Genomic DNA, 25,700 nt, shown 5'->3' with positions numbered 1-25,700 from the left:
CCTTGCTTGTCAGGCTGCCTGCACCACGGCGTCAAGCGCTTCCAGCGCGGCGTCGAAGTCGAAGCGTTCAATTGCCTGGCTGACTTTGCGCAGCTGTCGCGCCAGCGGGTGGCCGGCAGCTTGCGATTCCAATGTCTCCAACACGTCCAGCGCGGCGGTGTCGCTGTCGGCCAGCAGCTTGCGCAGGTGGGCAAGTGTGGAGGCCGCGTCCGGCGGCAGGGCGGAAGCCGCTCCGATGGCCCCGGCCGGAGTATGCTCTGCCGCTGCAGTGTAGTTGACCAGCGCGGCCAGACCAGACAGCACCGGCGTCAGTTCGTTTTCGACCGCCGTCAGCAACGTGGCCAGTTCGGCTTCGGCTACACCGGCTTTGCATGCCAGTTCTAGTGCGGTGGCTGTCGCGGCCACGCCTTTGGCGCCGACGTTGCCGGCGGTGCCGCGCAAGGTGTGGGCTACCCGCGCCGCCGCTGTGGGGTCATCGCTTTGCCGCGCCGCCTCGAAGTCTTCCCGCAGTCTGGCGTGGCCGTCGCGGAAGCGCATCAGCATGCGCAGGTAAAGGTCCTGCCGGCCCATGCTGGTCGCCAAGCCGGCGCGCTGGTCGATACCCGGCAGTTGGGCAGGCAGGGCGGCGGCCATTTTATCTGCGGCATCGGGCTGCGCCGCTGGGGGCGCTGCTACAGCCGGCTGTGCCGGGCGAATCCACTTGCTCATGGTGGCGAACATGGTGGTGACGTTCAGCGGTTTGGAGATGTGGTCGTTCATGCCGGCCGCCAGCGCCATTTCGCGGTCGCCGGCCATAGCGTTGGCGGTCATGGCGATGATCGGCAGCTGAGCGTAGCGGGGCTGGGCGCGCAGGCGGCGGGTGGCTTCGTAGCCATCCATCACTGGCATCTGGCAGTCCATCAACACGCCGTCGAAGGCGACGGTCCCGGCTTGAGCCAGTAGGTCCAGCGCCTGTTGCCCGTCACCTACGATGGTGAGCACAATGCCAGCACTTTCAAGCAGCTCGCGCGCTAGTTCCTGGTTCATGTCGTTGTCCTCGGCCAGCAGCAAGCGCGCGCCGGCCAAGCGGGCCTGATCGGCCGCGCTGCGGTCCTGCCGCTCGGCTTGGCGGGTTTCTGCCACTACGCCCTTGCCCAGCACCTCGCCGATGGCTTCGAGTAGGGTTGATGGCGTTACCGGCTTGGTCAGCACCGCCGGCAGCGCGACCTGCTGGCGCGCCGCCGCTTCCTGGGCGTCGTCGCGGCCAAAGGCCGTCACCATGATGACCGACGGGATGCGATTCACGGCACCGCTCTGCATGCGCTGCAACGTCTCGACGCCGTCCATGACTGGCATGCGCCAGTCCAGCAGCACCAGGTCGTAGGGCAGTCCTTTGCGCTCGGCGTCGATCATGGTGTGCAGCGCGCTGTGGCCGCTGTCGGCCAGGTCCACCTCCAAGCCAAAGCTGCGCGCCATGGTCGATAGGATCTCGCGTGCGCTGGCGTTGTCGTCGACCACCAGAACGCGCAGGCCGAGCAGCTCGTCGGCATGGAACATGCGTCGAGGCTGCACCTCTGTCTGGCGCCCGAAGCGAGCGCTGAAGTGGAAAGTCGAGCCTTGGCCCGGTGTGCTTTCGACCCAGACCTGGCCTTCCATCAGCTCCACCAGCTTCTTGGAGATGGCCAGGCCCAGCCCTGTGCCGCCGTATTTGCGCGTGGTCGAGCTGTCCGCCTGGCTGAACGACTGGAACAATCGCTCGCACTGCTCGGCCGTCATTCCGATGCCGCTGTCGCGCACCCAGAAGTGCAGCTCGACCTGCTCCCCCGCTTCGGCCGCCAGCTCGACCCCGACGACGATCTCGCCGCGCTCGGTAAACTTGGCAGCGTTGTTGCCGAGATTGACCAACACTTGGCCCAGCCTTAGCGAATCGCCCACCAGCGCCGTGGGCAGGTCGGCCGAAGTGGCGAACAACAGTTCCAGACCCTTGTCCTCGGCCTTCAGGCCGATCATGTTGGCGAAGTTTTCCAGCACGTCCTCCAGCCGGAACGGTGCCTGCTCGATGCTCATCTTGCCGGCCTCGATCTTAGAAAAATCGAGGATATCGTTGATGATGCCAAGTAGGTTCTCGGCCGAGCGGTGCACCTTCTCTATGTAGTTGCGTTGTTTCTTATCGAGTTCGGTGCGCAGCGCCAGGTGGCTCATGCCGATAATGGCGTTCATCGGCGTGCGGATTTCGTGACTCATATTGGCTAGGAAGTCGCTCTTGGCGCGCGTAGCGTCCTCGGCGATCTCCTTGGCGCGCAGAACCTCGGCCTCCGCCAGCTTGCGGTCGCTGATGTCGCGCACCGAGGCGCACACGCAAACGCCGCGCTCGGCGATGGCCGGCAGCCGCGACAGGCCGATCTCGACCGAGAAGCGGCTGCCATCCTTGCGCATACCGTGCAGATCGGCGCCTGTCATGCCCATCTGGCGCGCCGTGCCTTGCTCGATGAAACCATTGCGCGAGCCGACGTGGCGCCCGTGCGCCTCCGGTGGCACCAGCGTTTCAATCGGCAAACCGGCTAACTCGCCGGCCTCGTAGCCGAACAGCTGGTCGAGCTGGGGGTTGGTCATCATGATCAGGCCGTGCGCATCGATCACCAGCATGCCGTCCGGCGCCGCCTCGATGATGCCGCGATACCAGGCCTCGGTGGCTTTCAGCACCACCTGCTGCGCTTCGAGTTCGGCGGCCATGGTCTGCACAGCGTGGCTACGCGCCTTGATCTCCAGCGACATCGCCAGTTTGGGCAGCAGCTCGTCCATCAGCACTCGGCCCGATTCGCCGGGAGCATCGAAGCCGGCCAGCTCCAGAACGCCCATCAAGCGCTCGCCGTGCAGCAGCGGCAGCACCTGCAGGTGGCGCGGGTGCGACTGTCCCAGTTGCGAGTGGATTTGCGCGTAGTCATCCGGCAGCGTGTCGAGCCGCCGCGGCTGGCGATCCTGCGCGCATTGGCCCAGCAGGCCGCTGCCCAGCGCCAGTTGCGGCGCCGGTGGATGGTCAGGGTCGGCCGCATAGCTGGCGGCTAGGCGCAGTGCGGCAGCATCTTCGTCAAGCAGGTAGAGCGCGCCCTGACCGGCCTGTACCAGCGGCGCAAGCAGCGTCAACAGGCGCTGCGCGGCCTGGTCGAGGCTGGCAGCCTGCTGCAGCTCGGACTGGATCGAGGCTTCCTGCGACTTGATCCAGCGTTGCATGTCGAGCTGGCGCGATTCGACTTGCAGCTTGGCGACGGCGCGAGCCAGGTCGCCCGTTTCGTTCTGGTAGTCGGTGTGGGGAATCACGCTGTCGAGCTGGCCAGCGGCCAGCGCATCGACCGCCTCGCGCAGGCGGTTGACCGGGCGCCGTATCGAGATGCTGATCCACCAAGCGCACAGCAGCGCCACCGCCAAGCCGCCGATCAGCAGGGCGTATGTTAGGGTGCTGCTGGTGAGCGCGAACTGGCGAATGTTGTAGATGGTGCTGCGAGCGTTGGAGTCCTTGACGGCGGCGATCTCGGCCATCTGCAGGTCGGCCGTGCGCAAGGCCTGCTGGAAGCGTTCGCTGTTGAGCAAGGCGTTGGCCTCGCCGTTGCGGTTCAGGCGCGTGAGCTCCACGGTCTCGTCGGCGATACGCTCGGCGCGCGCCAGCATGGTTTCGAAGACCGCATGGCGTTGCTGGTTGTCGGTGCGCAGCAACGTGGCGCGCGCCTCGTCGACGGCGAAGTGCAACTGCTCGCGCGCCTTGTCGAGCTGTTCCAGCGCCTCGTCGGCGGCTACCGGGTCCGGGGCGTTGGTCAGCTTGTGCAGCATCAGCTCGAAGCGGGTGAGTTGGATGCGGGCCTCCTTGACCTGCACGATGCCGATCATGCCCTCGCTGAGCAGGCGCTGCATGTCGCCGCTTAGCTGATCCTGGGTGCGCAGGCTTTGCACGCCCAGCGCAAGGGCCAGCAGCAGCACCGCGCAGAAACCGGCCGCCAGCTTCTGGCGCAGGCGCAGCCGTTCGAGATAGGCCAGTGGCGAACGCATGCGGGCGCTCACTGTACAGGCAGGGTATGCGCGATGGCGGCGGCCTGCTTAGCCATGTCGTGATCGCTGTCGGCGTAGCGTGCGGCGACCTGCTGGAAGGCGGGCAAGTTGGCCAGGAAGGCGTCGCAGACGTCAGGATCGAAGTGCGAGCCGCGTCCTTCCGCGATGATCTGCACCGCCTTTTCATGCGGCATGCCTTCCTTGTAGACGCGGCGGCTGATCAGGGCATCGTAGACGTCGGCCACTGCCATCAGGCGAGCCGAGATTGGGATGGCGTCGCCGGCCAGGCCTTCAGGATAGCCGCTGCCGTCCCATTTTTCCTGGTGTGAGTAAGCGATCTCCTTGGCCAAGCGAAGGAAGTCGACGTCCATGCCCAGTTGTTGCTCGGCGTGGGCGATGGCGTCGCGCCCGAGCGTGGTGTGGGTTTTCATGATTTCGAATTCCTCAGGCTCGAAGCGGCCAGGCTTGAGCAAGATGCGGTCGGGGATGCCGATCTTGCCAATGTCGTGCAATGGCGCCGACTTGAACAACAGCTTGATGGTGTCGGGGTCGAGGAAAGCGCGGAAGCGCGGATGCTCGCGCAGGTGTTCGGCCAGCACCTTGACGTAGTGCTGGGTGCGGCGGATGTGGTTGCCGGTCTCGTTGTCGCGCGTCTCGGCCAGCGAGGCCATGGCGTGGATCGTGACATCCTGGATCGCGCTCAGTTCGCGCGTGCGGCGCTGCACCTCTTGTTCGAGGTAGTCGTTCTTGTCGCGCAGGAAGTCGGCCGCATCTTTGACCTTGAGCTGGGTGCGTACGCGCGCCAGCACCACTGGCGGGCTGATCGGCTTGGTGATGTAGTCGGCCGCCCCCAACTCCAGACCGTGCGTCTCGTCCGCGCTGGAGGCCATAGCGGTCAAGAAGATGATGGGGATGTCGCGTGTGGCCGGGTCGCTCTGCAGTACCTGCGCCACTTCGTGGCCGGTCATCACAGGCATCATGATGTCAAGCAGGATGAGGTCAGGAGGCGGTGCATCCCGCGCGATGCGCAGCGCCTTCTCGCCGTTATTTGCTGCTTTGACCGTATAGCTATCCTTGAGCAAGTTGGCCATCAACAGAAGATTATCTGGCGTGTCGTCCACGACAAGGATTACAGGCCTGATGGGACGGGTAGAAGATGGGTTCATGCCTAAACGCTCCAATCAGGTTGCACTAATTTATTGCCTAGACTATATCTGTGTGCTGTGCGCAAGTAAACCGCATATAAGTTTTGCGAATCGCTCCCGTTGCCTACGCTGCCTTCTCCCGATCTCTGGGTATTGCATAGAATTCCTCATCCTGGCATACAAGCTCTTGCGAGAATCGCTAACCTACGTATTTTCAATCAAGATTTCTAAAATGAATATGGTGTAGTGGGGGGGCGTTTTGGGAGACTTCCGCCGCCAAGCTGAACTTCTGCTTTGGGGCGTAAGCCGCCGGTCACCGCGCGTCCCACAGTGGTAGTACAGCACACGCTATTCACCGGGCCATCAAGTGGTGGATTCGCATGCGAATCGCTGGGGGGGGCGGAGGCTAATCGGTGGTTGCTATGGCATGCTAAACGGTGGCTGGTTGGATGCTCATACTCATGCAGATTCAGCACGTTCAGATAAAACGCACTGCGGGCAAGCAAAACGGATAGCGCTCAAAGTCGGGGATGGCATCCGTCTTCAATCGTACTTGCGAGACAAACTGTTCAGAGAACATGAGATCCCTGCGTCAATACGGTGAGCGCCGCTACCAGTTGATCCAGTTCCTCAGTCGTCGTGGTGAGTGCGACAGTGGCACGAACAATGTCGGTGTAGCCGATATTGCGCTCGACGGTGAAGATGTTGAAGCGGTTCAGCAGTGCCTGCTGTAGTTCGCGCGCATGCATGCCGTCAATGGCGAAGGCCACCAGCGCCGTGCCGTGTTCCGCTTCGCGGGGCGACAGTAGCCGCAGGCCGGGCAGGCGGGCGACACGGCTGACCCAGTAATCGCGCAGTTCGGCAATGCGTGCGGTTTTGGCGGTGGTGCCGCCCAGGCTGGCGTGAAAGTCGAGCGCGGCCGGCGTGGCAAGGATGGCGCCCAACGCAGGCATGCCGACGTGAAGGCGGCAGCGGATGTCAGTAATCGGATAATCCTTGTCGCCCATGTGCGGCTCAATTTTGTGGAGTTGCGAAGCGCGGATAAACACAAAGCCCAGTCCCGGCGGCGCACCCATCCACTTGTGCAGGTTGAAGCCAGCAAAGTCCAGATTCATCTCCTGTACATCTACCGGCAACTGGCCCAGCGCATGTGCGCTATCGACCAGCACATCGACGCCATGCTCACGTGCAAACGCGACGATCTCGCGCACCGGCACTTGCTGACCGTTGCAGGGATAGACCTGCGACAGCAGCATCAGCTTCAACCCAGGCGTATTGCGGATGGCGTCCTGGTACTTTTCCAGCAGCGCCGCCTGGCTGATCGGTAACTCAAATTGCAGCGTCAATGGCGTCACGCCGCGCCGCTGTTCCAGCCACGCCATGCTGTTGCGCATGGCCGGATAATCGAGATTGCTCCACAAGACCACATCACCCGGCTGAAGCTGGTGATACTGCCCAATCAGCACCTGCATCGACTCGCTGGCGCTGCGCGTGAGCAGTATCTCGTGCTGCTCGGCGTTGATCAGCGCCGCCAGCCGGCCGCGCAGAATATCGACATGCCGCGCGGTGAAATCGCCGCGCACAAATGGACTCAGATGCGCGTTCGCATAGCGTACAGCGTCCTCAAACGCCGCCTGCACCGGCAACGCCATGGCGCCGAAATAGCCATGCTCAAGATTGATCACCGTGGAACTGGATTTGGGATACTGCGACGCAATGTCATGCATGGGCTGCTCTTTCGCCTTGGAGATATCCTATTCTATCCAAAGATGGCATTACTGCGTGCTGCTGGCAGGCAGCAGCAGATCGCGCAGACGGTCGTGTGTGCCGGGGATGCGTTCCAGGCGCGGATAGCGCAGTGAGCCGAAGTAGGGGATGCTGGCTTCGTGCGTGTCGCCATCTGCCTCGAAGGATAGCGCGATTGGCTGCTTGCTGACTGCCGCCTCGCGCAGCGCCTGCTTGAGCAGATCATCGGTATAGGGCTGGCCGGCGACAGCCACCAGCCGCGCGCCCAGGCTGATGCCGGCTTTAAACGCCGGGCTTTCCCACGCCACGCTTTTGATCGCACCTTTTTTGCCCACGACCAGACCGAGGGAGGTCGAAAGGTCCATGCCACCCAGGTCGGCCTCATGCAGCGTAAAGTAGGCGCTCGGCGCATCGGTGTAGATCAGGCGATACCCGCCGCGTTTTAGTCCATCCAGCAGATATCGGTCGTCATGCGCCTGCAAGCGTTGCTTGAAATACGTGGCCCAGTCGTACGGCGCGATGCGGTTCAGCGTTTTGCAAACATCATCAAACGTGTAGGTGCTGATAGTACGCGTATTCTGTTCCGCACCGAAGAAGACGGCGGCAAAATCCAGCATGCTCTTGCGGCCGCTGCTCAATTCGCGCAACAGCATATCGACATCCAGCCAAAGCAGCACACCTTCAGCATAGTAATCTTCACGGCGCTGCCAGTCGCGCCAGTTGACTGGTTTGGCCGGCATGTAGACTGCGTCGATGGTGCTGTCCTGTAGCGACTTCCAAGCACGGCCGGGGCGATTGGACATCAGCGACGCATCCACCGCCAGGGCGTCCAGGCTTTGCTGCAAGCTACGCAGGCCCTGGCGTGTGCTGATGACATGCGCCCAGAATTCGGTCTGGCCTTCATACACCCACAACAGGCTGCCGCGCATCGGCAGGTTCAGGTTCGGCGTCCACAGGTCCGCCGGCTGGCGCGTACGGCCGTTCCAGGAGTGGATGAATTCATGCGCCAGCAGGTTGGCCATTAGCACCTGTTCGCCTACGTCATGCGCGTAGTTGGCGGAGACATTGATCTCGGTCGACTCCTGATGTTCAACGCCACCGCCGGAAGGCAGCACATCCGACAGCGACATCAGGAAATCGAAATGGCGGTAGTGCCGCGAGCGGAATAGCTGCGGCACAGCGGTGGCCAAGGTCTTGAACTTCGCGATCAACTCCAGCGGCAGCTCCAGTGCCGCCGCGTTATCGCCGAATATATTCAGCCTTACCGGTGTGGCATCCAGTTCGATGCGCTTGTAATAGCGGCCCGCGTAGACTGGCGCATCGACCAATTCCTCCAGGTTGGCTGGCTTGAAGCTGACATGGTTGGCGCTGGCCTGCGCTGTTTCCAGCGAGGTCGCAAACTGGAAGCCTTCGGGCATGGCCAGCTCCGCCTGCACGCCGATGTTGTGGATGAACCAGCCGGCAGGATAGAGCACCACCTTTTGCCAGGGCAGGATCAGCATATCTCGCGACATCAGCTTCGGGCCGGTCGCGGCGGGCAAGTGCTGGAACTCCAGCGCAAGCTCGCGTGCCCCGGCCGGCACGGTGATGTGGAAGGCGTGCGGTTGAACTTCGTCGCGGCGCCAATCCAGCCGGCGTCCATCCGCGTGGATGATCAGGCCGGCCAGCGGCGCTACTTGCTGGGTGGCTGAATGGCTGCCGGTTTCCCATTCGGGATACAGCAGCACCATGGCGCCCGACTTCTGTACCGGGATGGTTTGGCGCACGCGGAAAATCTTGTGCGCGGTGTCGGTGGCGTCGACCTTTAGCTGGATCTGGCCTTGGAAGGGCAAGTCGCGCGGCGCGGGAATCGGCTGCGCCATCGGGGCGCAAGGCAGAATGAGAAGCAGGGATAGCAGAAGTTTTTTCATGCCATGTACATTGCAATATGCATGCCAAAGCAAATCGGTTGAATATGCAGCATACAGGCCTGTCCGCGCGCTGCAAAGCTGTCCGTGCGGACGTCCGCTCTGCTACCATGGCGGCTTTTGGAGGAAGTGAAGATGGCGCGGGATATGACTGCGTACCGCCAGATGGCGGTGCAATCGGTGGAGTGGAACGGGCAGGTGGCGATTTACCCTCTGCCGGGACAGGCGTATTCCACTGACCTTCCTGTGCAGTGTTCGCGCCGCCTGAGCGACACCAGCGTCTATCCGGTCGGCACCTGCTTCCTGGTGGACGCCAAGCTGACCGACCGCATGGGCGGTCCGCAGTACCTGTATGTCTGGCATGGCGATGCGATCAAGGTACTGTCAGACAAGGAGGCCGAAGTGTTCCTCGGCGCCTATCGCCGTGTCCGGCTGTAATCGGTTTTAATCGACTTTAATGCACCGCGTGCAGCTTGGTGGCGGGCTTCTCGCCATCGCGCGCCCACAACAGCGCAATCGCTGCCATGGCCAGCGCCAGCACGCCGCCAACCACCATCGCGCTGGACACGCCCAGATGATCGACCGCCAGACCACCCACCAGCGCACCGCTGGATAGCGCAATCTGCGCGGTGGTGACGAATACCGCGCCGCCGCTTTCCATCGCATGCGGCGCCGCCTGGAAGATCCAGGTCTGTACCGACATCGGCATCATGCCGAACGCAATCCCCCAGATCACCACCAGCACGCCGGCGCCAATCAGGCTGGTGCCCAGCAGCGGCAGCGCCACCGTCGACAAGCCGAGCACCACACCAGTGGTAATCAGGCCGGCACGCACGCTGCGCGCCAGGATCTTGCCGCCAATGACATTGCCCGCCAGGCCAGCCGCGCCGTAGACCAGCAACAGGATGCTGATGGTCTTGGCGTCCAGCCTGGTCGCCTGGCTGAGGAAAGGCGTGATGTAGGTGTACGCCGCAAACTGGCCGATGAAAATCAGCATGGTGATGAAGATGCCGAGCCGCGCCTTCGGCACGCGCAGCAGTTCCGGCAACTGGCTGAAACTGACCGAGGTCTTGGCCGGCAGCGGGGGCAGCAGGCGCATCTGCGTCAGCAACACCAGCACGGCGACCACGCTGCCGGCGTGAAAGGCGGTACGCCAGCCGAACAGTTCACCAATCAGCGCACCGGCCGGCACGCCGGCCACGGTGCCGATCGAGACGCCGGCGAAAATCATCGACAGCGCTTTCGGCTCCATGCCGGGCGGCACCAGCCGTGTGCTGAGTGCCGGACCCAGCGCCCAGAAGCCGCCCACACCGACACCCAGCAGCGCGCGGCCAATCAGTATCAGCGGGAAGGAATGCGAGAAGGCGACGATCAGATTCGATAGCAGCATGGTGCTGGTCAGGCCCCACAGCACAAAACGCCGGTCAGTCTTGCCGATGCCCACCGTGACCAGGATCGCTGCCACGGCGGCAACCAAGCCCGGCACGGTGACCATCATGCCGGCCACGCCCTCAGTCACGCCCAGTTCGGCGGCAATCGCTGGCAACAGGCCAACCGGCAGGAATTCGGTAGTCACCAGCGCAAACGCGCCGATGGCGATGGAAACTACGCCCGGCCACGGCGAGTGGTGAGGGCGGGGCGACAGCTGCTCGTCGGCGACGGCAGCCTGGGTTTGGGGATTTTGCATGGGAATTCCTGAAAAGTGCTTGAGTTTTTTACTGGTCGGTTCATAATGTGCGCAGCAAAGCACTTTGTCAATGAATTTTTAACCGATCGGTATGAAAGAGCGAAAATTAGGCCGTCCGCGTACCTTCGACGCAGATACGGCGCTGGAAAAAGCCATGAAGGTGTTCTGGGAGAAGGGCTATGAAGGCAGTTCGCTGCCCGAGTTGACCGAGGCCATGGGCATGAATCGACCCAGCATGTACGCCGTGTTCGGCAACAAGGAGAACCTGTTCAAGCTGGCGCTGGAGCGCTATGGCGCCAGCCACGATCCTTTGTTCGAGGCGGCCTTGCAACAGCCAACCGCGCGCGAAGTGGTCGAGCATTTCCTGCGCGGTAACGCTGATGCACAGACCGAGGAAGAGAACCCGCACGGCTGCCTGGTCATCAACGGCGCGCTGGCGTGCAGCGACGACGCGCTGCCGATCCGCAATACCCTGATCGAACGCCGCGCTGCGGCCGAGGACAGGCTCAAGCAGCGTTTCATCCGTGCCAGCCAGGAAGGTGATTTACCGCCGAATTTCTGCGCCGGCCAGATGGCGCGATACGTGATGACCGTGTCCAACGGCATGGCGGTGCAATCGGCAGCCGGCGCCACCCGCGAGCACTTGCAGCAGGTGGTGGACCAGGTACTGTACGGCTGGCCGAAGAAGTGACAGCTTAATCGCCGCTGGCGTCGTCCTCATCACTCTCGACCGCGCCATCCTTGACTTCGTGCGCGCGGGCCGCGTCGGCACCGGTTTTCAGTTTAGCGGCGTTGGCCAGGAACTGATCGAGGCTGCGGTCTTCGCTCTGGCGTACTTGCGGCGGCAGCAGCACCGACATGTACAGCTCGTCCGCCGCGCGGCCGGTGCTTTGCAGGTTGGTCATCACCATCAGTCCCGAACCCGCCAGCAGCATCACCGTCGCGCTGATCAGGAAGCGGCGCGGGTGGTGCGGCTTGATGGTCAGCAGGTGGAAGAAGATCATCGCGCAGGCGATGCCCAGTGTGACCAGGTTGCCATAGCGCGTCAGCGATTCCGCCGACCAGGCGTAGGCCAGCACCGCGCTGCCGGCGCGCCACAGGCCGACCACCGCCAGTGCGCCGCCGAGGATGAACAGATGCCGCCCCATGCGCGCATGGCTGCCGAACAGGCGGTTGGCCAGCGCCCACACACCCGCCCACAACAGGCCAGCGGCCAGGCTGGAGGCCAGTACCAGCAGGTAGCGGATCAGCGCGAACGGTTCCACATCCGACAGCCAGGTCTCAAAGCAGCTGAACAGGGCAATCAGCAGCAGGCCGATGGTGGCCGGCGTCGTGCCTTCCCAGCCATGCATGGTGGTGTCGGCAATTTCCGGCGCGACCGGGAAGTCGGCGCCGCGCACGCGCAGCCGGGTGTGGCCGAGGCGTACCACGGCATCGCCGTCCAGCGTCAGGCTGGTCTGGCGGCGGCCCTTGTAGACCGTGCCGTTCTTGCTGCCGAGGTCGCGTAGTACCACCTGATTGTGGTCGTCCGTTTCGATGATGGCGTGGCTGGCTGCGCTGTGCGCGTCGTCGAGGATGATGTCGTTGTCGTAGCTGCGGCCGATGCGGATCGGCAGGCCTGCTACCTTGTGACGGTGCAGCACGTCGCCGTTACGGGCGAGGATTTCGACGAAGTAGGGCGCCTTCATTTCGCCGCCCCTTTCTTGGCCGGCGCGGCTTTGGGCGCGAGCGACAGCGAATCGAGGAACACGCGCGACAGGCGCATGCCGTTGTCATACGAAACGCCGCGCGCGTCGAGCCGGCTTTGCAGGCTCATCAGGCCTTGATCGGTGCTGGCGGTCAGCAGTGCAAAGTCGTACAAGCCGGTGAACTTGCGGTAGGCGCGCACGCACAGCACGGCGCGTAGCGGCAGGGTCTTGTTCTTGACGAAGCTTTCGGTGCAATTGGGGCCGGTCAGGCGCGCGTCCTTGTTGCTGCCGAAATGTTCGTTCTTGAACGAGGCGCTGGACAGTTGCGCGAAGCGCAGCTTGTCGAGGCCGGTGCTACGCAGGAATTGGTGGCGGATGGCGATCTGTCCGGTCTGCAGCGAGCCGCTGACGAAGATCGCCGACTCCATCGCGCAGCTGGCGTCATCGACCGAAAATGGCTTGTCGGCCTTGACGTTGGAGCGGCCCCAGCAGCGCATTTGTTCCGACTCGCGCACCGGCACCTGATAGGGGCCCATCGGCTTCAGGCTCAGCGGGCTGGATAGCAGCTGGTTGACCATCGCGGTCTGGTGCGCCAGCAACTGGCTGGCCACTATGGCGGTGAAGTCGGTCGGTGTTTTTTGCTGGGCTTCGACTTTTTTCAACAGGTCTTGCGCGTAGCGGGCTGGGACCAGGAAGCTGACCAGCTCGCCGTCCAGGCGCTTGGAGACATTGACACCTGCCACCGAGCCGTCGACGGTCACGCTGGGGCCGCCGCTCATGCCGGAGTTGATCGGGCCTGTAAACATCAGCTGGTCGTAGAAGCTGCGCGTGATGACGCCGTTGTAGGCGCCCTCGGAAATGGCAAAGCCGAGGTCGAGCGGATTGCCCATCGAGTACAGGTACTGGCCTTGGGTCAGGCGCGCGAGTTTTTCCGGCATCTTGAAGAAGCCGGTGCCGTTGCGGTTGACGCGCAATACGGCCAGGTCATGCAGCACGTCGACTGCCAGCAGTTCGACATTGCCGCGCTGGCCGCTGGTGTCCACCCATTCGCCGACATACGTGTCGGGATCGAGCGCGAACTGGGAGACGACGTGGTAGTTGGTCAGCACCAGGTTGCTGGTGCCGATCAGGAAGCCGGAACCGACCGAGGACTGGGTGCGGCCGCTTTTCAGCAGCGAGCGCACTTGCAGGATGTCGTTCTTGGCGGAGGCGTACAGGTGTTGCGCCGCGCTGGAAGGCGGCGGCAGTGCGGCGCTGTCGGCGTCGCCAGCTTCTGCGCCGGCTTGGCCGTTCGCGCCTTCGGCGCTTTGGGCGTGGCTCGGCGCCGGTGATGCCGGCCGCGTTGCGGTTGCCGCCCCGCGCGTTGCCGGATTGGCGGACTGCTGGGCGGTGGCGGATTCGGGCGCGGCCTGTGCGATGCTAGCGCCGGCGCAGGCCCAGGTCAGAACAAGAGTGCTAGCGAGCTTGGTGACTTTCATGCAGTCCTTAAAACAACATTACAGCGACAACGTTACAGCGCGCCATCCTCCACCGGCGCCGGCGTCAGCGGCGTCATCATGTGGCCCAGCTTGGCGGCCTTGGTATCCAGATAATACTGGTTAAAAGCGTTGCGGTTGACCAGCAGCGGTACGCGCTCTGCCACTTCCACGCCCAGATTGGTCATGGCATTGATCTTACGCGGATTATTGGTCATCAGGCGCAGGCTTTTCACGTTGAACTGTTCCAGCATCGGCTTGACCAGGCCATAGGTGCGCTGGTCCGGCTTGAAGCCCAGCTGCTCGTTGGCCTGCACCGTGTCGGCGCCAGCCTCTTGCAGGCGGTAGGCGCGGATCTTGTTGACCAGGCCGATACCGCGGCCTTCCTGGCGCAGGTACAGCAGCACGCCGCGGCCTTCATCGGCAATTTTCTTCAGCGCGCCTTCCAGCTGGGCGCCGCAGTCGCAACGTTGCGAGAACAGCACGTCGCCGGTCAGGCATTCCGAGTGCACGCGCGCCAGTACCGGTTCGCCGTTGCCGATATCGCCCAGCACCATGGCCAGGTGCTCCTTGCCGGTGGCTTTTTCGACGAAGGCGTGCAGGGTGAACTGGGCCCAGGGAGTGGGCAGGGCGCAGGACGTGACGTAGTTCAGTTCGTCTTGGGACGGGATTTCTGCGCTCTGCGACATGGTTTTGCTCTTTATTCGGTTCATAGACAGGTAAAAAAGGCGCGCCGGGCTGTTCCAACAGACCCGGCGCGCCCTTCATGATACCAAAACTGGCGGAAATGTTTTGAAGGCCCATCGGGCCCTCAAGCCTGCTTATTGTTTAGGCAGGTCGAACAACAGCAGTTCCGCATCTTCCGCCTGATCCAGCGTGACCAGTGGCTCGTCGCTCAGTTTCAGCGCATCGCCGGCTTTCAGGTGCACGCCGTTGACGGTCACCGCGCCACGGATCAGGTGCACATAACCGATCCGGCCTTCTTTCAACTCATGCTTCAGGCTGTCGCCCTCGGCCATGATGGAGGCGTAGATCTCTGCATTCTGGTGGATCAGCACCGAACCTTTGCGGCCATCGTTCGAGGCAATCAGGGCCAGCTTGCCTTGTTTGCTCTCTGGCGCAAAGTTCTTTTCCTCGTAGCTTGGAGGAATGCCGATCTGGTTAGGCTGTATCCAGATTTGCAGGAAGTGCACGACCTCATCACGGTTATGATTGAACTCGCTGTGACGCACACCGGTGCCGGCGCTCATGCGCTGCACATCGCCGTAGTGCAGTACCGAACCGGTGCCCATGCTGTCCTTGTGTTCCAGCGCGCCGCTCAGCACATACGAGATGATTTCCATGTCGCGGTGTCCGTGGGTGCCGAATCCCTGGCTGCCTTGCACTTTGTCTTCGTTGATCACCAGCAGCGGACCGAAACCGACATGCTCAGGATCGTGGTAGTGACCGAACGAGAAGCTGTGTTTGGAATCCAGCCAGCCGTGGTTAGCTTTACCGCGGGAATCAGAATGACGTACTTGTAACATGATGTGCTCCGTTTCTTGTTGGGGTTAATGTGCGATAATTTTGAAAGTGTTTCCTGGTGATTGCTTTCGTATCGCTGCATCCATGAATCACATTGTAGACCCCTGATTCCAAATAAAAAAACGGAAAAATTACCGTCGTACTATCGAAAAAATCGAATGCTCAGATTAAGCCTGGAAGCCCTGCAAATCGTGGACGCCATCGACCGGCGCGGTTCCTTCTCTGCCGCCGGCAAGGAATTGCACCGCGTGCCATCGACAATTTCCTACACCGTCAGCAAGCTGGAGGATGACCTCGGCGTGCAGGTGTTCGAACGCAACGGCCCGCGCGTCGAGCTGACCGCCGCCGGCGCCGAACTGCTGAAAGAGGGGCGCTACCTGCTGAAGGCGGCGCAGGACCTGGAGCACCGCGTGCGCCGTGTGGCGTCCGGCTGGGAGACGGAGCTGGCGGTCGGCATGGATTCGATGTTTTCGGCCTGTTTGTTCCATGACGACGTGCCGGCGTTCTACGAGGTGGCCAAGCAGACCCGGCTGCGCATCGTGCAGGAAGCCTTGTCCGGCACCTGGGAAGCGCTGTTGCAGCGCCGTGCCGATATCCTGGTTGGCGCCGCTGGCGACGGCCCGGCGGGCGGCGGCTATGTGTCCGAGCCACTGGGCAAGCTGAACTTTGTGTTCGCAGTGGCGCCATCGCATCCGCTGGCAGCTGTCCAGGACAAGCTTAGCCGCACGCATTTGCAACATTACCGTGCCGTCAGCGTGGCCGATTCGGCGCGCCAGATGGCGCCGCGCACGGTAGGGCTGCTGCTGGGACAGGACACGCTGACCGTGCCCGATATGAAGACCAAATTCCAGTACCAGGTGGCCGGCATGGGCTTTGGCTTTTTGCCTGAACCCTGCGCCCGCGCGGCGATTGCAGCCGGTTTGCTGGTGGAAAAGGAAGTGGACGAACCCAAGCCTGCCGAGACTTTTTACCTGGCCTGGCGCAGCGGCGAAAACGGCGCGGCGCTGAACTGGTGGATAGACCGCATGCGACAACCGGGGCTTTTTGAGCGGCTGATCAGTCAACTGCCCCATCATAATGTTGACCAAGGCCAATAGTTTCGTGCAACATAGCAGGATCATTGAACGCCTTGTGCTGGAACATTTCCATGACCGCATTGACTGCCACGCCGCCTGTGTTTTTGCATCCTCTGGCTGACCGTAACGGTAGTCCGGCAGCGCTGTTGCTGGACGCCGCGCACCTGCTGGCCGACGCAGGCGAGGCGCCAATGAAAGTACTTGAAGAACTGGCCAGCGGCAGCATGCACTGCTTTTATCGCGGCGGCGCCGACGAGAGCCTCAACAAAGCTTTGCAGCAAGCCGGCTGGAAGCCGCTGCCGGCCGATAAGCTGCAACGCGCAGACGATGTGCTGCCGAAAGAGCTGCCATCCGGCGTCAGCTGGATCGAAGGCGACTGGTTCCTGGCCGCGCCGCCCAAGCCGGTCGGCGCGCAAGCCGCGTCGCGTACACTGGCGCTGCAACTGGTGCAGCTGGTGTCTGCTGATGCCGACACCCACGCCATCGAAGCGCTGCTGCGCAAGGACCCGACGCTGTCTTATCATCTGCTGCGGCTGGTGAATTCGCTGGGCATGGGCAGCGGCCGCCGCGTCACCAGTTTTTCGCAAGCCATTCTGATACTTGGCCGTTCGCAACTGCGCCGCTGGCTGAACCTGATGCTGTTCTCGTCGCGCGAAGGCGACCAGCGTTCCGCCATGCTGCTGTCGCGCGTGGCGGTGCGGGCGCGTTCGATGGAATTGCTGGCCAAGGCCATTGGCGCCGACAAGCCGCATCAGGAGCAGGCCTTTATGGCCGGCATGTTCTCGCTGCTGGGCGTGTTGTTCGGCATGTCGCTGGAGGAGGTGCTGAAGCCACTGACCATCAGCGAATCAGTGCAGCAAGCCTTGCTGTCGCATGAGGGCGAGCTGGGCCAGCTGCTGTGCGTGGTGGAATCGGCCGAGCGCGAGGATTATGCCGCGCTGAGCGGCTGCCTGGCGGCGCTGCAAATCGATAGCGCCAGCTTCAACCGCATCATCGCCGACGCTTACCTGTGGATGCAGGATGTCAGCGCCGGCAAGGCCGGCAGCGCCCATGGTTAACGCGATCGAGCGTTGCCTTGAGCTGAGCCGGCAGGCGCGCGGCCAGCAGGGCGAGGCGCTGGCGCAAACACTGGCGGAGCTCGACGCGGTGCTGCAACTGGCGCGCTCGGCGATCAAGCCGGCCGACATGCCGGCCATGCCGGATCCCGGCGCCACCCTTGAACTCGACCTGACCGGCTATGTCACTGGCTGGAGCGCTGGCGCGCAAGCCATGTTCGGCTACGCCGCCGCCGAGGTGATCGGCCAGCATGTGCTGTTCCTGTATGCCGAAGACGATGACGATGGCAATATCGCCGAGCTGTTCTTCGACCACAGCCCCGGTGAAGCGGCCGCGCGCACCGAGGTGCGGCGCCGCAAGAAGAGTGGCGACATCATCTGGGTGCACCTGGACATCAATCTGCGTCTCGACGAGGGCGGCGATCCGTCCGGCATGCTGGTGCGCGTGTCGGAGGCGCAGCAGGCCTTGTCGGACCAGGATAAGATCAATCTGCACGCGCGCATCATCGAGGACAGCGAGCAGGGCGTGCTGGTCACCGATGCGCATGAACGCATCGTCTCGATCAATTCCTCGTTCACCCGCATCACCGGCTACACCCCGGCCGAATCGATCGGCAAGACGCCCGACCTGCTGCGCTCCGGCGTGCATGACGCCGAGTTCCGCGCCAAGGTGCGCACCGCCATGCAGGGCGGCGGGCCGTGGCGCGGCGAGATTGTCGGCAAGCGCAAGAATGGCGAGCTGTTCCCGCAGTCGGTGACCATCAGCGCGGTGCGCGACCAGAGCGGCAAGATCAGCCATACTTTCTCGCTGTTCTCCGACATCAGCGTGCACAAGGACGCCGAGGCGCGCATGCAGCGCATGGCCAATTACGATCCGCTGACCGGCCTGCCGAATCTGTGCCTGCTGACCACGCTGGTGGGACAGGCGCTGACCGAAACCAAACGCTCTGGCGAGCATGGCGCCTTGCTGGTGGTGGAGATCAGCCGCATCGGCGCGATCAGCGACACGCTGGGCCACGAGATCGGCAACGAACTGCTGTGCGAGATCGGCCGTTTGTTCCGCGCCACGCTGCGCGAGGGCGATGTGCTGGCGCGGCTGGATGGCTACCGTTTCGCCGTCGCGCTGCTGCATGTGGAAAAGCGCGAGCATGCCGGCATCGTCGCCGAGAAGCTGCTGGCCGCGCTCACCTCGCCGATCATGATCGCCGCACACAGTCTGCAGGTGGGCGCGCATGTCGGCATCACGGTCTACAACGAGGATGGCGCCGATGTGCCGACCCTGATACGCTATGCCGACGTGGCGGTGGCGCGTGCAGCGCAAAGCCTTGAATCCAACTTCCTGTTCTACAGCGAAGAGATGAACCAGCGCGCCAAGGAGCATTTGCGCATCGAAAGCGAATTGCGCCAGGCGCTGCAAAACCACGAGCTGCAACTGTACTACCAGCCCAAGGTCAGCTTGCGCAGCGGCCGCATTGTCGGCGCGGAAGCGCTGCTGCGCTGGCGGCATCCGCTGCGCGGCATGGTGTCGCCCGGTGTGTTCATCCCGGTAGCGGAGGAGACGGGCCTGATCCACGACCTTGGCGCCTGGGTGCTGGAGGAAGCGTGCCGCCAGGTCAGCGAATGGCGTGGGGCCAATCTAAGCATGCCGCCGATCGCCGTCAACCTGTCGGCGCGCCAGTTCGACAGCGAGCTGCCGAAGCGCATCGCGGCGGTATTGCAGAAGCACCAGGTGCAGCCGGAGCAGATCAACCTGGAAATTACCGAAAGCCTGCTGGTGCGCGGCACCGATAAAATCATCGCCATCATGAACGAGCTGGTGGCGATGGGCATGGCGCTGGCGCTGGATGACTTCGGCACCGGCTATTCCAGCCTGGCTTACCTGAAGAAGTTCCCGATCAGCACGCTGAAGATCGACCGCTCCTTTGTCATCGGCCTGCCTTACGAGGAGAACGACTGCGCCATCGCGCGCGCCATCGTCACCATGGCGCAGCAGCTGCGCCAGGAAATCGTGGCCGAAGGCGTGGAAACCGCCGAGCAGATGAGCTTCCTGCGCGAGCTGGGCTGCGACCAGTTGCAGGGCTATCTGTTCAGCCAACCGGTGCCGGCGGAAGAATTTGCAGGTATGTTGCGCGAAGGCAAACGGCTGGCCTTTCCCAACCGCTGAGCAGTGTGCTACGCAAGAGCATGGCGTGCTATGTTACAGGTGAACAGAATGGTCTGTTTTCAACCACCTACGGAGACTTCCATGCTAAAACGTATTTTTGCAGCAATGACACTGGCGTGCGCCGGCCTGGCGCTGAGCGGCTGCACCACCACCACCGGCGAAGCCAAACCAAGCGCGGCCGCCGTCAAGACGGAAATCGAACAGGGCGCCTACAGCACGCTGGAGCGCCTGTATAAAGAAGTACCGGGCTCGCGCGAGCTGGTGCGCAAGGCCAACGGCGTGCTGGTGTTCCCGAATGTGGTCGCGGCTGGCCTGGTGGTCGGCGGCGAGTACGGCAAGGGCGTGTTGCGCACCGGCGGCCAGGTGGCGGATTACTACAGCGTCGCTTCGCTGTCGGTCGGCTTCCAGGCCGGCGCGCAGTCGAAGGCGGTGGTGCTGCTGTTCATGAGCCGCGAGGCGCTGGACAAATTCCGCAACGGCAAAGGCTGGACCGCCGGCGTCGATGGTTCGGTGGCGCTGATCAAGGTCGGCGCCAACGGCGAAATCGACACCGCCACCGCCAACAATCCGATTCAGGGCTTCGTGCTGACCAATGCCGGCCTGATGGCCAACCTGAATCTGGAAGGCACGAAGATTTCCAAACTCAATTTATAAGGCAATAATGAGCCGTAACATCCTGGACCAGTCCCGCATCCATCCCGCCGCCCTGGCGCAGATCAGCAATTACCACCGCGACCTGGTGGCGGAGGTGGAGGCGGCGATTGCCGCTCATCCTGTGGTGGTGGTCGGCATGGGCCTGAATCCTTTCCCGGCCAAGGCGCGCAAGCTGCTGGACCGCAATGGCACGCCATATCTCTATCTCAGCTACGGTAATTATTTCTCGCAATGGCGGCCACGGCTGGCGCTGAAGCTATGGAGCGGCTGGTCGACGTTCCCGCTGGTATTCGTCAAGGGCACGCTGATCGGCGGCGCCAATGATCTGCAAAAGCTGATCGCCGGCGGCGAGCTGGCGCGCATGCTGGGCTAGTCCGGGTCGACTTCGTCATTGAGTTTTTCGGTCAGCTCCTTCAGCGGGGGCGAGGCCTGTTCCAGGTGATAGCTGACGCAATGCGCCTGGCCGCCATCGTCCACCTCCAGGTCGTAGCGGAAGTCCCATGACTGCGGCGCGCTCTTGACCAGCTTGGGCGGCAGCGCGAAGAAGTCGCTGGCGCTGAGCAGCTGGCGCAGCTGGCTGGCCTGTTCCTGCGGCAGCTGCGCCAGGTCGACGGTGCGGGTTTGCGCACCTGCGGGTCCGGCAAAGCCGCCGGTGCATTTTAAGATCAAGCGCATATGCTTTCCTCAGGCCACGCCGACCACTTTCCACGCCGCTTGCACGGCGTGCTGTTCGGCCGAGTCTGCGCCATACAGCAGTGTGGCTGACTCGGTAGTCGCCTTGGCCATGTCGGCGAAGCTGGCGTTGGGTGTCAGCAGCGCCATCGCCTTGTACCAGATCGGCGCGGCCTTTTCCCAGGAGTTGCCCTTGAGCGCCAGGGCGGCCGCGTAGAAAGCGTGATTCGGGATGCCGGAGTTGGTGTGCACGTCGCCGTCCTCGATATAGCCGGACATATGCTTGGGCTGGTCGTCGCCGGACCAGGTCAGCGCCTGGTTGCCCGGATCGGCCATCGAGCGCAGCGCCTTGCCGACGCTGGGCGCCATGATACCTGCGCCGATCAGCCAGTCGGCCTGTTCGACGTTCTGCTTCAGCGTCCATTGCTTGACCACGCTGCCGAACACATCGGACAGCGATTCGTTCAATGCGCCGCTCTGGTCCTCATACACCAGTCCGCCCGGCACGGCGAATTGCGTGACGCCGTGGGTCAGCTCGTGGGCGATCACATCCAGCGCGCCAGTGAAGCCGAGGAATAGCTTGCCGTCGCCATCGCCGTAGACCATTTGCTGGCCGTTCCAGAAGGCGTTGTTGAATTTTTTCTGGTAGTGGACGGTGGAATCGAGGCGCATGCCTTTGCCATCGATGGAATTGCGTTTCAGGATTTCGCGGAAGAAATCGTAGGTCGCGCCGGCGCCGTCGTAAGCCTGGTTGACGGCGATATCGGTGGAAGGCTTGCTGTCCTCGCCGCGCACCAGCTTGCCGGGCAGCGTGGACTTGGTCTGGGCATCGTAGACGGTGCGGCGTTTTTCTCCGGTGGCGCTGGCGGCGATGCCCATCACCACCGGCGCGATCGAACGCTGGCCGCGCAGGTGGGCGGACATTTCCGCCGCATCCAGCAGGCAATGGCGCTCGCTGGCGTCGGATGTTTGCTCCGCCAGCTTGCGCAACATCTTGGGCGGAATAATGAAGCAAGTACAGCCATGCGGATGCTCAGCCATTACGTTCTCCTAAACAATGCAATAACGTATTTATACACGGATTTGCATGGCCGGGATGTCACGCTTGACGCATGCTCTGCCGTAGCGGATCGAGCAGCATGCGCAGGTTGTTGTGGTCGAGTTCGTACATCAGCGCGATCAGCCCGCCCAGTTCGCCGGACGGAAAACCTTCACGCGCGAACCAGCCCAGATAATGGCCGGGCAGGTCGGCGATTTTACGGCCTTTGTACTTACCATAGGGCATTTCACGCGTGAGCAGCAGGGTGAGTTTTTCAGCATTCATGCCCTGATTCTAACGCGATCCCTGCACCTTAGAAACTGGTGACGACGCGCAGCATCACCGTGCGTGGATCGCCGAGCGGCAGCACGTTGTTACTGAGCACGCCTGCGTAGTAGTCGCGGTCGAACAGGTTCTTGACGGTCAGCGTGACGCGGTAGCGGCCGGCGTCGTAGCCGAGGTTGGCATCAACAGCGGTATAGCCCGGCACCGTGTACGACACGGCCGGCCCGGTCTTTTGCGCTTCGTAGCGGACGCCGGCGCCGGCGCTCAGGCCATGCAGGGCGCCGCCACGGAAGCGATAGCGGCTTGACAGGCTGGCGCTCTGGCGCGGCACGTTCAGCAGGCGCTTGCCGAGGTTGCCCGCGTTGTCTTCGGTGACCCGGCCATTGATCAGCGACAGGGCGGCCTGCAGGTCCCAGCCGTTGCGCAGGTCAGCGTTCAGCTCGGCCTCGAAGCCCTTGGTACGCTCCTCGCCGGTTTGCACTTGCGCACTGGGCAGGATGGCGATGTGGGCCGGGTCCGGATCGGCGGTGGTGACGTTTTTGCGCTTCAGGTCATACAGGGCGACGGCGCCGGTGATGCGGCCGTTGTCGTATTCGAACTTGGCGCCGATTTCGGCCTGCTTGCCTTCTTCCGGCTTGAACTGCGCGCCGAAGAAATCGGCGCCGCTGACCGGCAGGAAGGAACTGGCGTAGCTGATGTAGGGTGAGACATGCGGCGTCAGGCGATACAGCAGCGCGGCGCTGCCGGTGGTGGCGTTGTTGCGCTGCTCGGTGGTACGGTTGGTCAGCTCGTTGTACAGCTTGTTCTTGCTGCGGTCGTGGCGTGCCGACAGGCTCAGGTTGAGCTGCTCATTGAGTGCGATCTGGTCGCGCAGGTAGAGAGCGGCATAGCTGACCGTGGTGGTGTTCTGGCTGTTACGCGTGGTGTTGCAGGTGTAAGGCTGGTAGTACACCGGCGCGTACAGGTTCAGCGACGGGATGCGGCAACTGGTTGCGCCGTTGCGTACCTGGTCGCCGTTCAGGTCGAGACCAGCCATGACGGTGTGGCGTTGGCCGCCCAGGTCGAAGGCGCGTTCCACGTACGTATCCAGGGCACGGTTGACGCCTTGCACGTCCTGGATCGAACCGCTGCGCGCCTGCGTGGCTTCATCCGCCGCCAATGCGCCCAGCGAGACGAAGCGGCCGTCCATGTCGAATTGCTGGAAGCGGAAGTTCTGCGCCAATTTCCAGCCGTTGCCGAAGCGGTGTGTCAGGCTGTAGCCAATGGCGGCCTGGCGCGAGTTGTACGGACCGAAGCCTGGTTCGCCGGTGAATTGGCCGCGGTTGAAGGCGCCATTCTTGTTGGGCAGCAGTGTGCCTTTCAGCGGAGCGCCCTGGCTGCGCAGGTATTCGCGTTCGGCGTAGGAGGACAGGAGGGTGAAGTCGGTATCCGGCCCCAGGTCGAGCGATAGCGATGGCGCGATGTAGCGCTTCTTGAAGTAGACGTAATCCAGCGGATCGTCCTGGTCCGACCACATGCCGTTGATGCGCACTGCGGTCTTGCCGTTATCCGACAATGGGCGGCCGAGATCGAAGTCCAGCTGCTTGAAGTCCTTGCTGCCGTAAGTAGCGCCGATTTCGGCGAAGGCGTCGGCGCGCGGGCGCTTGCTGACCATATTCACCAGACCACCCGGCTGTACCATGCCGAAGTTGATCGAAGCAGGGCCTTTGAGGATTTCGATGCGCTCGGCACCGAATACGTCCTGGCCTACCCACTGATTCTGGCCGCGCTTCAGGCTGTCGATGTACAGCGATTCCGAAGCGCGCTGGCCGCGGATGATGAAATCGTCCCAGCCACGGCGCCCCCAGTTGCCGGAGGTGACGCCGGCACTGGTTTGCAGCGCTTCGTTGAGCGTGGTGACGGCGCGTGCGTCCAGCAGGTCGCGGGTCAGCACGCTGATCGATTGCGGGGTTTCCAGCAAAGACAGCTCGGACTTGGTGCTGGCCGTGTTGCGGGCGGCATAGCCGGCGCCGTCGGCGCGCTGGCCGGCGATTTCCACCACTTGCGGTGCGGGATCAGTGGTGGCGGCATCGTCCGCGTGGGCCAGGGAGAGCGAGGAAAGCGCGCTTATCGCCAAAAATAATTGATGTGTCGTGGTCATGAATATAATTATTAAGTGAGAATCATTCTCATTATACTCATATGATGTCGTATGACTATATCCGGAAGAAATAGTCGTTGTGTCAATTATTGCGTTGGGTGCAAATATGTTTTGGATTTTGGTGACTTTTTCTCGTGAATGAAAGTCCCGATACTGCATGGCATCATCTTTCAAGGAGTTTTGCCATGCCTATTGCACTACTGGCGCTGACCATCAGCGCGTTCGCCATCGGAACCACGGAGTTCGTCATCGTCGGCTTGTTGCCGACTATCGCCGCCGACCTGGGCGTGAATCTGCCTTCGGCCGGGCTGCTGGTCAGCCTGTATGCCATGGGCGTTGCGGTCGGCGCGCCGGTGCTGACCGCGCTGAGCGGCAAAGTGCCGCGCAAGCTGCTGCTGGTGTCGCTGATGGTGCTGTTCACGCTCGGCAACCTGCTGGCATGGAAAGCGCCCAGCTATGAATCGCTGGTGATCGCCCGCATCCTGACCGGGCTGGCGCACGGTGTGTTCTTCTCGATCGGCTCGACCATCGCCACCTCGCTGGTGCCGAAGCAGAAGGCGGCCAGCGCGATCGCCATCATGTTCACCGGCCTGACGGTGGCGCTGGTGACCGGCGTGCCGCTGGGAACGTTCATCGGCCAGCACTTCGGCTGGCGCGAGACTTTCCTGGCCGTGGCGGCGCTGGGCGTGATTGCCATCATCGGCAGTGCGGTGTATGTGCCGTCGTCGATCGAGCACAAGCAACCGGCCTCGCTGCTGGAGCAGATGAAGGTGCTGGCCGAACCGCGTTTGCTGCTGGTGTACGCCATGACGGCGGTTGGCTACGGCGGCTCGTTTATCGCCTTCACCTTCCTGGCGCCGATCCTGACTGAAATCACCGGCTTCAGCGCCAATGCGGTCGGGCTGGTGATGCTGGTGTATGGCGTATCGGTGGCGGTCGGGAATATCTGGGGCGGCAAGCTGGCCGACCGGCGCGGCCCGGTTAGCGCGCTGAAGATCATCTTCCTCGGCCTGGCGGCTGTACTGGTGGTGTTGACCTTCGCTGCGCCGTATAAATGGCTGGTGATTGCTACTGTACTGGTATGGGGCGCGGTGGCGTTTGGTAATGTGGCGGGTCTGCAAGTGTATGTTGTACAGCAGGCGGAACACTACACCCCGCGCGCTGTGGATGTGGCGTCGGGCCTCAACATCGCCGCCTTCAACCTTGGCATTGCTGGTGGTGCGTGGGGTGGTGGTTTGATCGTCGAGCATGTGGGGCTGGTGCACACTGGCTGGATCGGCGGGCTGGTGGTGCTGGGCGCGTTCGGCCTGACTGCGCTGAGCGGCCGGCTGGATCGGCTGAATCCACGCCCGGCCAGCGCCGGCGGTGGTCAATCTATCCGCGCCGCAGCCCACTAGGCGCGGCCGGTGTATAGTGGCGGCGA

Annotated in this window: 21 protein-coding genes; 8 read left to right on the top strand and 13 right to left on the bottom strand. The window is 62.8% G+C overall.

The window, feature by feature from the left end; translation table 11 throughout:
• Nucleotides 1-9: 9 nt before the first annotated feature.
• The 4 genes from KW842_RS06545 to KW842_RS06530 form a co-directional block, all read right to left on the bottom strand.
• On the bottom strand, nt 10-4,020 hold the full coding sequence (locus tag KW842_RS06545; protein ID WP_218303296.1) for a response regulator: 4,011 nt from the start codon (nt 4,018-4,020) through the stop codon (nt 10-12).
• A gap of 8 nt (nt 4,021-4,028) precedes the next feature.
• The gene (locus KW842_RS06540; RefSeq protein ID WP_218303295.1) at nt 4,029-5,186 is read right to left on the bottom strand and encodes a two-component system response regulator; all 1,158 of its coding nucleotides are present in this window, start codon (nt 5,184-5,186) and stop codon (nt 4,029-4,031) included.
• Between the two features lie 548 nt (nt 5,187-5,734).
• On the bottom strand, nt 5,735-6,892 hold the full coding sequence (locus KW842_RS06535) for an aminotransferase class V-fold PLP-dependent enzyme (RefSeq protein ID WP_218303294.1): 1,158 nt from the start codon (nt 6,890-6,892) through the stop codon (nt 5,735-5,737).
• 48 nt (nt 6,893-6,940) lie between these two features.
• Nucleotides 6,941-8,821, bottom strand: coding sequence for a M61 family metallopeptidase (locus KW842_RS06530; protein ID WP_218303293.1), 1,881 nt, complete (start codon nt 8,819-8,821; stop codon nt 6,941-6,943).
• A gap of 144 nt (nt 8,822-8,965) precedes the next feature.
• Here KW842_RS06530 and KW842_RS06525 point away from each other — a divergent pair, with 144 nt between their 5' ends.
• Nucleotides 8,966-9,256 carry a hypothetical protein gene (locus KW842_RS06525; RefSeq protein WP_229223539.1) on the top strand — a complete coding sequence of 97 codons (291 nt, stop codon included), beginning with the start codon at nt 8,966-8,968 and terminating at the stop codon, nt 9,254-9,256.
• A 16-nt stretch (nt 9,257-9,272) separates the two neighbouring features.
• Here the strand turns inward: KW842_RS06525 and KW842_RS06520 are convergent, their stop codons facing one another.
• The gene (locus KW842_RS06520; protein WP_218303291.1) at nt 9,273-10,505 is read right to left on the bottom strand and encodes an MFS transporter; all 1,233 of its coding nucleotides are present in this window, start codon (nt 10,503-10,505) and stop codon (nt 9,273-9,275) included.
• A 91-nt stretch (nt 10,506-10,596) separates the two neighbouring features.
• On the opposite strand from KW842_RS06520, the gene KW842_RS06515 reads away from it, so the two are divergent.
• Complete coding sequence (locus KW842_RS06515) at nt 10,597-11,196, top strand: TetR/AcrR family transcriptional regulator (protein WP_218303290.1); 600 nt, start codon at nt 10,597-10,599, stop codon at nt 11,194-11,196.
• Between the two features lie 4 nt (nt 11,197-11,200).
• Here the strand turns inward: KW842_RS06515 and KW842_RS06510 are convergent, their stop codons facing one another.
• From KW842_RS06510 to KW842_RS06495, 4 genes are all read right to left on the bottom strand, one after another.
• Nucleotides 11,201-12,193 (bottom strand): FHA domain-containing protein, encoded by a 993-nt coding sequence (locus tag KW842_RS06510; protein WP_218303289.1) that lies wholly within the window; start codon nt 12,191-12,193, stop codon nt 11,201-11,203.
• Nucleotides 12,190-13,671, bottom strand: a complete 1,482-nt coding sequence (locus tag KW842_RS06505; RefSeq protein WP_218303288.1) for a serine protease — start codon at nt 13,669-13,671, stop codon at nt 12,190-12,192. Before KW842_RS06505 ends, KW842_RS06510 begins: the two co-directional genes overlap by 4 nt.
• 32 nt (nt 13,672-13,703) lie before the next feature.
• Nucleotides 13,704-14,357: a GTP cyclohydrolase II gene (gene ribA, locus KW842_RS06500; RefSeq protein ID WP_218303287.1), complete on the bottom strand. Its 654-nt coding sequence runs from the start codon at nt 14,355-14,357 to the stop codon at nt 13,704-13,706.
• Nucleotides 14,358-14,489: 132 nt separating this feature from the next.
• Nucleotides 14,490-15,194: a pirin family protein gene (locus KW842_RS06495; protein WP_218303286.1), complete on the bottom strand. Its 705-nt coding sequence runs from the start codon at nt 15,192-15,194 to the stop codon at nt 14,490-14,492.
• A 156-nt stretch (nt 15,195-15,350) separates the two neighbouring features.
• Here KW842_RS06495 and KW842_RS06490 point away from each other — a divergent pair, with 156 nt between their 5' ends.
• The 5 genes from KW842_RS06490 (at nt 15,351) to KW842_RS06470 (ending at nt 20,514) form a co-directional block, all read left to right on the top strand.
• Nucleotides 15,351-16,289, top strand: a complete 939-nt coding sequence (locus KW842_RS06490; RefSeq protein ID WP_218303285.1) for a LysR family transcriptional regulator — start codon at nt 15,351-15,353, stop codon at nt 16,287-16,289.
• Between the two features lie 50 nt (nt 16,290-16,339).
• A complete protein-coding gene (locus KW842_RS06485) occupies nt 16,340-17,326 on the top strand; it encodes an EAL and HDOD domain-containing protein (RefSeq protein WP_218303284.1) in 987 nt (328 codons plus the stop codon).
• Nucleotides 17,319-19,487, top strand: coding sequence for a bifunctional diguanylate cyclase/phosphodiesterase (locus KW842_RS06480; protein WP_218303283.1), 2,169 nt, complete (start codon nt 17,319-17,321; stop codon nt 19,485-19,487). The genes KW842_RS06485 and KW842_RS06480 overlap by 8 nt, the downstream gene beginning before the upstream one ends.
• 81 nt (nt 19,488-19,568) lie before the next feature.
• Nucleotides 19,569-20,141 carry a YSC84-related protein gene (locus KW842_RS06475; protein ID WP_218303282.1) on the top strand — a complete coding sequence of 191 codons (573 nt, stop codon included), beginning with the start codon at nt 19,569-19,571 and terminating at the stop codon, nt 20,139-20,141.
• Nucleotides 20,142-20,148: 7 nt separating this feature from the next.
• A complete protein-coding gene (locus KW842_RS06470; RefSeq protein WP_218303281.1) occupies nt 20,149-20,514 on the top strand; it encodes a glutaredoxin in 366 nt (121 codons plus the stop codon).
• Here KW842_RS06470 and KW842_RS06465 read toward each other — a convergent pair.
• From KW842_RS06465 to KW842_RS06450, 4 genes are read right to left on the bottom strand one after another with little or no spacing between them, the layout of a single operon-like run.
• Nucleotides 20,511-20,816 carry a protealysin inhibitor emfourin gene (locus tag KW842_RS06465; RefSeq protein WP_218303280.1) on the bottom strand — a complete coding sequence of 102 codons (306 nt, stop codon included), beginning with the start codon at nt 20,814-20,816 and terminating at the stop codon, nt 20,511-20,513. The genes KW842_RS06470 and KW842_RS06465 overlap by 4 nt on opposite strands.
• Nucleotides 20,817-20,825: 9 nt before the next feature.
• Nucleotides 20,826-21,854, bottom strand: coding sequence for a M4 family metallopeptidase (locus KW842_RS06460; protein WP_218303279.1), 1,029 nt, complete (start codon nt 21,852-21,854; stop codon nt 20,826-20,828).
• Between the two features lie 58 nt (nt 21,855-21,912).
• Nucleotides 21,913-22,137, bottom strand: a complete 225-nt coding sequence (locus tag KW842_RS06455; protein WP_218303278.1) for a DUF3820 family protein — start codon at nt 22,135-22,137, stop codon at nt 21,913-21,915.
• 28 nt (nt 22,138-22,165) lie between these two features.
• Nucleotides 22,166-24,277 (bottom strand): TonB-dependent siderophore receptor, encoded by a 2,112-nt coding sequence (locus KW842_RS06450; RefSeq protein ID WP_218303277.1) that lies wholly within the window; start codon nt 24,275-24,277, stop codon nt 22,166-22,168.
• Nucleotides 24,278-24,462: 185 nt separating this feature from the next.
• Between KW842_RS06450 and KW842_RS06445 the strand changes: the two genes are divergently transcribed.
• Nucleotides 24,463-25,674, top strand: coding sequence for an MFS transporter (locus KW842_RS06445; RefSeq protein ID WP_218303276.1), 1,212 nt, complete (start codon nt 24,463-24,465; stop codon nt 25,672-25,674).
• Nucleotides 25,675-25,700: the final 26 nt, after the last annotated feature.

Source organism: Duganella sp. sic0402 (genome assembly GCF_019219065.1).
In the GTDB taxonomy this organism is placed as follows: Bacteria; Pseudomonadota; Gammaproteobacteria; order Burkholderiales; family Burkholderiaceae_D; genus Rugamonas.
This window is presented reverse-complemented; position numbering and strand designations above follow the sequence as displayed.